The 8,251-nt window shown below is 70.3% G+C and carries 8 protein-coding genes and 1 CRISPR repeat array; of the genes, 4 read left to right on the forward strand and 4 right to left on the reverse strand.

Annotated elements, in window-relative coordinates; translation table 11 throughout:
• Positions 1-20: 20 nt before the first annotated feature.
• Both D476_RS34440 and D476_RS0124870 read left to right on the forward strand, forming a co-directional pair.
• Positions 21-896: an aromatic-ring hydroxylase C-terminal domain-containing protein gene (locus D476_RS34440; RefSeq protein ID WP_083939625.1), complete on the forward strand. Its 876-nt coding sequence runs from the start codon at positions 21-23 to the stop codon at positions 894-896.
• 125 nt (positions 897-1,021) lie between these two features.
• Positions 1,022-1,416: a CRISPR direct-repeat array (repeat unit 29 nt; unit sequence GGGTCCATCCCCGCGCGTGCGGGGAGCAG).
• Between the two features lie 196 nt (positions 1,417-1,612).
• A complete protein-coding gene (locus D476_RS0124870) occupies positions 1,613-2,173 on the forward strand; it encodes a hypothetical protein (protein ID WP_152529423.1) in 561 nt (186 codons plus the stop codon).
• 194 nt (positions 2,174-2,367) lie between these two features.
• Here the strand turns inward: D476_RS0124870 and D476_RS0124875 are convergent, their stop codons facing one another.
• A complete protein-coding gene (locus D476_RS0124875) occupies positions 2,368-2,757 on the reverse strand; it encodes a DUF4233 domain-containing protein (RefSeq protein WP_017626630.1) in 390 nt (129 codons plus the stop codon).
• Positions 2,757-4,106, reverse strand: coding sequence for a bifunctional folylpolyglutamate synthase/dihydrofolate synthase (locus D476_RS0124880; protein WP_017626631.1), 1,350 nt, complete (start codon positions 4,104-4,106; stop codon positions 2,757-2,759). The genes D476_RS0124875 and D476_RS0124880 overlap by 1 nt, the downstream gene beginning before the upstream one ends.
• A gap of 182 nt (positions 4,107-4,288) precedes the next feature.
• Here D476_RS0124880 and D476_RS0124885 point away from each other — a divergent pair, with 182 nt between their 5' ends.
• Positions 4,289-5,386 carry a helix-turn-helix domain-containing protein gene (locus D476_RS0124885; RefSeq protein WP_017626632.1) on the forward strand — a complete coding sequence of 366 codons (1,098 nt, stop codon included), beginning with the start codon at positions 4,289-4,291 and terminating at the stop codon, positions 5,384-5,386.
• Entirely contained in the window at positions 5,383-5,937 is a 555-nt protein-coding gene (locus tag D476_RS0124890) for a hypothetical protein (protein ID WP_017626633.1), read from the forward strand. The genes D476_RS0124885 and D476_RS0124890 overlap by 4 nt, the downstream gene beginning before the upstream one ends.
• 88 nt (positions 5,938-6,025) lie before the next feature.
• Here the strand turns inward: D476_RS0124890 and D476_RS0124895 are convergent, their stop codons facing one another.
• The gene (locus D476_RS0124895) at positions 6,026-7,432 is read right to left on the reverse strand and encodes an LVIVD repeat-containing protein (protein ID WP_017626634.1); all 1,407 of its coding nucleotides are present in this window, start codon (positions 7,430-7,432) and stop codon (positions 6,026-6,028) included.
• 145 nt (positions 7,433-7,577) lie between these two features.
• A partial coding sequence (locus D476_RS0124900) for an LVIVD repeat-containing protein (RefSeq protein WP_017626635.1) occupies positions 7,578-8,251 on the reverse strand: 674 nt, incomplete at its 5' end.

Consider the following 8,251-nt stretch of genomic DNA (forward strand, 5'->3'; position numbering starts at 1 on the left):
GCCGATTCCCGTGACGGGATATCGGTCCTTACCGCCGAGTTCGAGCGGTTCGACGGGGACGGCGAGGCGCCGATGACCGCGGAGGAGTTCCAGACCAGCGTCGAGAAGGTGCTCGGAGTCGACCTGCTGACGGGCGAGGCGCGGCGGCTGTCGCGTTCACCTTCCAGGCGCGGCAGGCCGAGAGCTACCGGGACGGGCGGGTCCTGCTGGCCGAGGACGCGGCGCACCTGTTCCCGGCGACGGGGATCGCACTGAACGCCGGGATGCTGGACGCGGTGAACCTGGGGTGGAAGCCGACCGCGGCCGTCCAGGGGTGGGCGCCGGAAGGGCTGCTGGACACCTATGGAGGGGAGCGCCACGCGGCCGCCGAGCGGACCTTGCTGCACACGCGGGCCCAGGTGGCGCTCCGGCGAGGGCTCAACCCGGTGGCGGACGCGTCGCGGGAGCTGTTCCAGGAACTGGTGGCCGATGAGTCGGCGAAGCGCCGGATGGCGGCCCTACTGGCGGGGGCCGATGTCCGCCATCCGGACCCGGCACCGGGAGCCCACCCGCTGACCGGGACGTTCGTGGAGGACCTGGCCGTGGAGACGGAGGTGGGGACGACCAGCGTCGCCGAACTCATGCGGGAGGGGCGGCCGCTGTTGCTGGTCCCGTCCGACCGCCCGGAACTGCGGGAGGCCGCCGAGGGGTGGAAGGACCGCGTGGAGGTGTGCGGGGAAACGACGGACGGCCGTCCTGCCGACGCGCTCTTGATCCGCCCGGACTGCCACATCGCCTGGGCGGCGGGTGTCGATGAGCCCGCAGAGACCTCGGTGCCCGGACTGCGCAGGTCACTGGAGGCATGGTTCGGGCCCGGCCCGGAGGCGGCGGCCCCGACGACGACCGGGCGCGTTTAGCGAGGAGGGTCACCGCGAGAAGGTCTGTTGGTCACCACGCCTACGCAGGCACGGCGACCAACAGCCCAAGGAGCCCCCGCGCGTGCGGGGAGCAGAGGTGCTCGGCGGCCTTGCCGGGCGGGCGGGGGTCCATCCCCGCGCGTGCGGGGAGCAGTCCAACACCGAGAAGGCCGGGCACGGCGAGACGGGTCCATCCCCGCGCGTGCGGGGAGCAGTGGCCGCGGGCCTCGGCGGGCATCAGGTGTTGGGGTCCATCCCCGCGCGTGCGGGGAGCAGCCGCCATGGAGGCTCCGGACCGTTCGGCGACCGGGTCCATCCCCGCGCGTGCGGGGAGCAGTCGTCGTAGGCGTCGCGGTACAAGGCATGGTCGGGTCCATCCCCGCGCGTGCGGGGAGCAGCCGCCCCGGGCCTGCTGCCGGTGAACTACCGGGGGTCCATCCCCGCGCGTGCGGGGAGCAGACCGACGAACCCCGCGACCCGAAGGGCGCGGGGGGTCCATCCCCGCGCGTGCGGGGAGCAGCTCGTTGACCTGGGGCGACTTGCCGAGCAATCTCTTGTTTTGAACAACTTTAGCCTCCCTCGATTGCTGATCGCCGGAACACCTGCTCCCTCCCTCCGTCCATCGTCCTTGAAAGTTGGTGGCCTCACCACACCACAACCGTCGGGACCGGCTGTACCGTGGGGCAACTCCGGTCCCGATGCGCGGGGAGGCGAACGTGGGATATCCACGGCCACAGGGGCGGCCGGCCTGGGCGCTGTCGCCGACGAACGGCCCGCCCGACCAGGAGGCGGACGCCCCGACACCCAATCCGGTTCTCATCGCGCGCATCCTGCTGTGGTGCCAAGGGGCGGTCAGTGCCGTCGCGGTGCTTCTGGGCGTGGCGGGGCTGGCCCTGGTACTCATCTTCTACGTTGACTCCCCTCTCGGGGGGAGCGCGCCACCGGCGGACTTCTACGATGCCCTCGCCGCCATCGGGGTCGCGATCCTGATCCTCGTGGTGGGCGTCGCCGCCTTGGCGATCGGGACGGTCGCCTTCGGCGTCATGGTGCCGTCCCTCATCCTCGCCGCCCGCTTCGGTCGTCGTACCAACGGAGTGCGGGTCGGCACACTCGTTCTCGAAGGGATCGTGTGCGGGCTCTCCCTCTTCGCTTCGGTGTCGGCGGCCATCGACCGCGCAACCGTCCCGGCCTTGGCCCTCCTGCCCCTGGCCGCCCTCAGCGGTGCGGTGTTCGGCCTGCTCCTCACCCCCCAGGCCAAGGACCACTTCCGGCTTTAGCCCCAGGTCATCCCGGCCGACCTGCAAGGGTCTTCGCGCGGCGGGTCTTCAGGCCGCCCACCAGGCACATCACGCAGGACACCGCGAGTACGGCGGCCGCGACGACCAGCACCGGTGGCACGGACACCTCGGGGGCGGCACCGCGAACGGCGCCGCCCCCGAGACCGCATCTCCATCGGGGCACTCGGCGGGGCTCAGCCCGCCTCGGCGGCCCCTGCCGCTCCGGGGGTCCCGTCGGCCCGCGCGACCGCGGCCTGAGCGTCCATCTCGGCCTTCATTGCGTCGGTCCTCCTGCCCAGCATGACCCCGGCCACCCACAGGCCCGCGAAGATGATGCCCAGCACCCACAGGCCCGGCACCAGGAACCCGCTCGCCAGCAGGGTCGCCTGGAGGACCCAGCCCGCCCAGTGCGCCCACGCGTGCTTGCGCTGCAGGGCCGCCAGCACCAGCGCCGCCAGGGCCTGGCCGCCCCACACGGCACCGGCCACCGCCGGGGAGAACCCGCTGAGCTGGATGGCGACCGGCACGGCCAGCCCGATCACGATCACCTCGAAGGCGAGCACCACCGCGCAGATGGTCCGCATCAGTCCCCCTTCAGCAGGTGGCTGGCGTCGCCCGCCGTCACCACCGAACCGGTGATCAGCACACCCGTCCCGGAGAACTCGCCGGTGTCCTCGGCCAGGGCCACCGCCTGGTCGATCGCGTCGTCCAGCCGCGGCGCCACGTGCACCCGGTCGCTGCCGAAGATCCCCTCGGCGATGTCGCCCAGGTCCTCGGCCGTCAGCGAGCGCGGCGAGGAGTTGCGGGTCACCACGACCTCGGTGAGCAGCGGCTCCAGCGGTTCGAGGATGCCCTCGACGTCCTTGTCGCCCATCACCGCGAGCACGCCGACCAGGCGGGTGAAGTCGAACGACTCCTCCACGGCGGCGACCGTCGCCGCCATCCCGGCCGGGTTGTGCGCGGCGTCGACGATGACCGTCGGCCCGCGCCGCACCACCTCCATGCGGCCCGGCGACTCCACTCCCCCGAGCGCCTGCACGATCAGCTCCGGGTCCAGCTCGTCGTCGCCCTCGGCCGGGGCGGCGAAGGCCTCCACGGCGGCGATGGCCACGGCGGCGTTGCTCGCCTGGTGCTCCCCGTACAGCGGGAGGAAGACGTTCTCGTAGCCGCCGCGCAGGCCCTTGACGGTGACCAGCTGCCCGCCCATGGCGACCTCGCGGTGGGTGACGCCGAACTCCAGCCCCTCACGGGCCACGGTGGCGCCCACCTCGGCCGCGCGGCGCATGAGCACCTCGGCGGCGGGGAGCTGCTGCTGGGCGAGGACGGCGATGGCGCCCGGCTTGATGATGCCCGACTTCTCCTCGGCGATGCCCTCGACGGTGTCGGGGAGGAAGTCGGTGTGGTCGATGCCGATCGGGGTGACGACGGCGACGTCGCCGTCGGCGACGTTGGTCGCGTCCCAGGTGCCGCCGAGGCCGACCTCGACCACGGCGACGTCCACCGGGGCGTCGGCGAAGACGGCGAAGGCCATGACCGTCATGACCTCGAAGAAGGACAGCGGGACGTCGGAGCCCTCGTCGACCATGCGGATGTAGGGGGCGACGTCCTCGAAGGCGGCGATGAACGCCTCCTCGGAGACGGGCTCCCCGTCCAGCACGATCCGCTCGCGGGCGGTGCGCAGGTGCGGGCTGGTGTAGCGGCCCACGCGCAGGTGGCGTTCGCGCAGGAGGGCGTCGATCATCCGGGCCGTGGACGTCTTGCCGTTGGTCCCGGTCAGGTGGATGACCCGGTAGCTGCGCTGCGGGTCGCCGAGGAGGTCGAGGACCTCCCGCACGCGCTCGGTGGTGGGGTCGATGTCGGTCTCGACGCGCCTGCCCATGATCTCGGCGATGATCGCGGTGTAGCGCTCGTGGACGCTCTGCTTGCTGCTCATGGCGCGGTGACTGGGGTCGGGATGCTCACAGGCCCAGCGTAGAAGACGGTGGGCCGTGGCCCGATTCACCCCGCAGGCAGTGCCCGGATGTCGATGCCCGCCCCACGACCGAGTGATCACCCAGCGCCAAGGTGAACCATCCCCCCGCCACGATCAGTAGTCATTGTGCTAGATTCGCACACATGGACATCGGGGCGCGCGTGGCCGAAGCCAGATCGCAGCGTGGAGTGACACAGGCGCAGCTCGCCGCGGCCACCGGAATGGACCGGACCGCTTTGGCCAAGGTCGAATCGGGGGCCCGCCGCGTGGCTGCGGTCGAGCTTGTCGCGATCGCCCACGAGCTGGGACACCGCGTGGAATGGTTCGTGGAGGAGCCCTCACCGTCGCTGGCCTCCTATCGGGGGGCCCAACCAGGGGTGGCCGTCCAGGCCATCGACGACGAGCTCGACTCGTTGGTACGTGATGCCGAATTCGTCACCGCGCACTGCCCCGAACTGGTCATGGGCCAACCGGACCCGCTGCCGTATCCGGGCACGGCCGAGGAGGCCGAGGAGGCGGCGGCCACTGCACGCCGCCTCCTGGGTTTGGAGGCCGGGTGCCCCGCGCACGACTTCGCCCGCTTGGCCGCCACCGCAGGGCTCCTGGTCTTCTCGGTGGACCTCGGCGAGGGCGCGGACGCCGGCACGGTGCTGCTCAAGCGCGGGGGAGTCGCACTGATCAACGGGCGGCGACGGGTCGGACGGCGACGCCTCGCCGCTGCTCACGAGCTGGGGCACTACCTCGTCGCCGACGAGTTCTCCCTTGACTGGCGGGTCGCCGCGACCGAGACCGAGGGGATCGAGTCCCGTCTGGACCGGTTCGCACGCGCCTTCCTCCTGCCCGGTGAAAGCCTTCGGGCGTGCTGGCGGGAATGGCTGGCCGACGCGGACGAGACATGGCGCGACGCAGCGGTGCGCGCCGCGAGCCACTTCGGTGTGGACATGTCGACCCTGGCACGGAGACTGGTCGAGGTCGGGCTGGTGGACCGGAGCCGGGCCGACGATGTCCGCCGTGTTCAGACCAAGCAGGCCGACATCGTCGAGAAGAACCTCGTTGTCAGGGACGACCTGGCCCCGGTGGCCGTTCCCCGCCCCTATGCCCGGGCGGTCTTGAAGCTCTTCCGCCGCGAGGTGATCACCGCCGACCGCGCCCTCGGCCTGCTCCGGGGCACGTTCGATCAGGCTTCGCTTCCCGATCTGCCCCCTGCCCCAGAGGCAGAGCTATGGGACGTGACATCGTGAGCGCCCTCGAAACCGCCTACGTCCTGGATACAGGGCCGCTCAGCAATTTCGCGCAGGCACAGTGGCTGGGGGTTCTCAAGAGCGTTCTCAAGGACCACCGGGTGCTGATCCCCGATGTGGTCGCCCATGAGTTGCGCAATGGATGCGACCGACACCATTACCTGCGTTCCGTCCTCGATGCCGCATGGATCGAGCAGGTCACCCTCTCCAGCCCCGAGGAACTGGCCGCCTTCGTCCACTATGAGCGCTTGCTCGTCGGGCCGGACCAGCGCAATCTCGGTGAGTGTGGGGTATTGGCCTTGGCTGAGACACTGCCATCGGCGGTGGCCGTCCTCGACGACCGGGTCGCGGTGGAGGCTGCCCGGGGCCGGTCGGTCACCGTGCGCCGCACCCTCGGTCTCCTGTGCGAAGCGATCCGGGCCGGACTCCTCACCGTGCCTTTGGTCTCGGCTCTGGCCGACGACCTGATCCAGAACGACTACCGCCTCCCTTTCCCGCACGGAGGCTTCGCGCAATGGTGCGAGCGGGAAGGGCTGTTCGACACACCATGAAACAGCGCGAAGCGACGCAGGGCCGCCGCCCCAGTGGGACGGCGGCCCTCGTTCTCAGCCTCGCTCTACGAGGTCAGCGCCTCAGAACTCAGTACTGCGGCTGGTTCTGCGGGTTGAACTCGTCGAACTCGACGTCCTCCGCCCTCTTCAGGCGCTTGTCGTCGACCTTGAGCACGTCGAAGCCCCGGCTGATGTCCGAGGAGTAGATGTAGCCGTTGTAGTAGTACGTCGACCAGGTGTTCGTGTTCACCTCGACGTCCTCGTCCACCCGGTTGTCGGCGTCGAAGAAACCGATCTCCTTGGGCTTCTTGAGGTTGTTGAAGTCGATGATGGACACGCCGCCCTGGTACCAGGACTGCACGAAGTAGTTCTTGCCCTTCACCGGGATGAGCGAGCCGTTGTGCGCCACGCAGTTCTGCTCGTCGCCCTGGTGCCGGTCGATCTTGTAGTAGCTGCGGAACTTCAGGTGGGCCCGGGTCGGCTTGTCGCCCTTGCCCTCCTTGACCTTCAGCTTGAAGATGGCGTCCGCGCCGCGCTCGCCGCCGATCTCGGCGGTGCAGGTGGGAGCGCCGCCACCGCCCAGCTCGTCGGTGAAGATGACGCCGTCGCCCTTGTTCGTGAAGGTCGCCGAGTGCCAGAACGCGAAGTTCTCATCGCGCACCGTCTCGATCACCTCGGGCTGCAGCGGGTCGCTGATGTCGAAGATCACGCCGTCGCCCATGCAGGCACCGGCCGCGATGTCCTTCTCGGACCACACGGTGATGTCGTGGCAGCCCTGGGTCGGCAGCAGCAGGTTGTCCTGGTCGTGGTTGCCGCCGTCGGGGAAGACGACGGGCTCACTGGCCAGGTTGGCGTCCTCCGGCGCGTCCTTGGGGACCTCGATGACCGAGAGCTGGTCGTGCGGCGGCTGGCAGTTCGGGTACCGCTCCGACGGCGAATAGGACGACACGTAGATGTAGTCCGTCTCCTCGCCCTGGACCAGCGAGTTGGTGTGCGACCCGCACGCCGTCGGCACCGCCGCGACGTACTGCGGGTTCTCCTTGTCGGAGATGTCGAAGACCCGGATGCCCTCGAAGGCGTCGGCGTCGGCCGGGCTGCTCTGGGCGGCGCCGCAGTCCGCGCTCTCGCGCGGGTAGTCCACCGAGTAGTAGAGCAGGTCCCCGCTGACCGACACGTCGCCCTGCCCACCCGGGCAGAGCACCGTGCTGACGACCTCGGGCTCCTCCGGCTCGGAGATGTCGTAGACGACGAACCCGTTGTAGTTGCCGCCGATGGCGTAGTCGCCGGTGAAGGCCAGGTCCGAGTTGGTGCTCTCCAGCCCTTCGGGCTTGGGCAGGTGCGCCACGTGCTCGACGTTGTCACTGGAGACCGAGTCGGCCGGCGGGGTGTCCGCCGCGGCCGGCGGCGCGACGGCCAGGCTCAGCGCCAGGCCCGCCGCGCCCGCGACGGCGGCGCCGATGCGCCCGAACCGTCTGCGCTTGGGGGATAGCGACATGCAGAACTCCTCGTTCCGTGGGAGGGAGCGGGGCCGTCCGGGCACGTGCGGGCCCGGGTCACGGCCCCGCCGGTACGCCGCCCGCCCCGGTTCGCGGGGCGGGCGGACGGTAGGGGTGGGGATGGGGGGGCGGGCGGACCCGGGCTCAGTAGCGCGGCTGGTTCTGCGGGTTCAGCTCGTCGAACCGCACCTTCTCGGCGCGCTTGAGCCGCTTGTCGGTCACCTTCAGGACGTCGAAGCCCCGCTGGATCTCCGAGGAGTAGATGTGGCCGTTGTAGTAGTACGCCGACCACGACCCGCTCAGGCCCTCGGTGAAGGGGCCCCGGTCGAAGTAGGCGATCTCCTTCGGGTTCTCCAGGTCGTTGAAGTCGATGACCGACACCCCGCCCTGGTACCAGGCCTGGACGAAGTAGTTCTTGCCCTTCACCGGGATCAGCGAGCCGTTGTGCGCCACACAGTTCTCGGTGTCCTCCTGGTGGCGGTCGATCTTGAAGTAGCTCTCGAAGGTCAGGGCGGCCCTCGCGGGCTTCTTCCCCTTGGCCGGCTTGGCCTTCAGCGAGAAGATCGCGTCCGCGCCGCGCTCCGGGCCGGTCTCGGCGTTGCAGGTGGCCCCGGCGCCGCCGCCCAGCTCGTCGGTGAAGATGACGCCGTCGCCCTTGTTGGTGAAGGTCGCCGAGTGCCAGAACGCGAAGTTGTCGTCCCGCACGGTCTCGATGACCTCGGGGGCGACCGGGTCGCTGATGTCCATGATCACGCCGTCGCCCATGCACGCACCGGCCGCGATGTCCTTCTCGGCGTAGACGGTGATGTCGTGGCAGC

It is taken from the genome of Nocardiopsis chromatogenes YIM 90109 (genome assembly GCF_000341185.1).
GTDB lineage: Bacteria > Actinomycetota > Actinomycetes > Streptosporangiales > Streptosporangiaceae > Nocardiopsis_A > Nocardiopsis_A chromatogenes.

Bases quoted from the DNA above. Each gene is read 5' to 3' on its own strand.
- D476_RS0124880 (WP_017626631.1), bottom strand. From the start codon at position 4,106: ATGAGCAGCAAGCAGAGCGTCCACGAGCGCTACACCGCGATCATCGCC.
- D476_RS0124885 (WP_017626632.1), top strand. From the start codon at position 4,289: ATGGACATCGGGGCGCGCGTGGCCGAAGCCAGATCGCAGCGTGGAGTG.
- D476_RS0124895 (WP_017626634.1), bottom strand. From the start codon at position 7,432: ATGTCGCTATCCCCCAAGCGCAGACGGTTCGGGCGCATCGGCGCCGCC.
- D476_RS0124875 (WP_017626630.1), bottom strand. From the start codon at position 2,757: ATGCGGACCATCTGCGCGGTGGTGCTCGCCTTCGAGGTGATCGTGATC.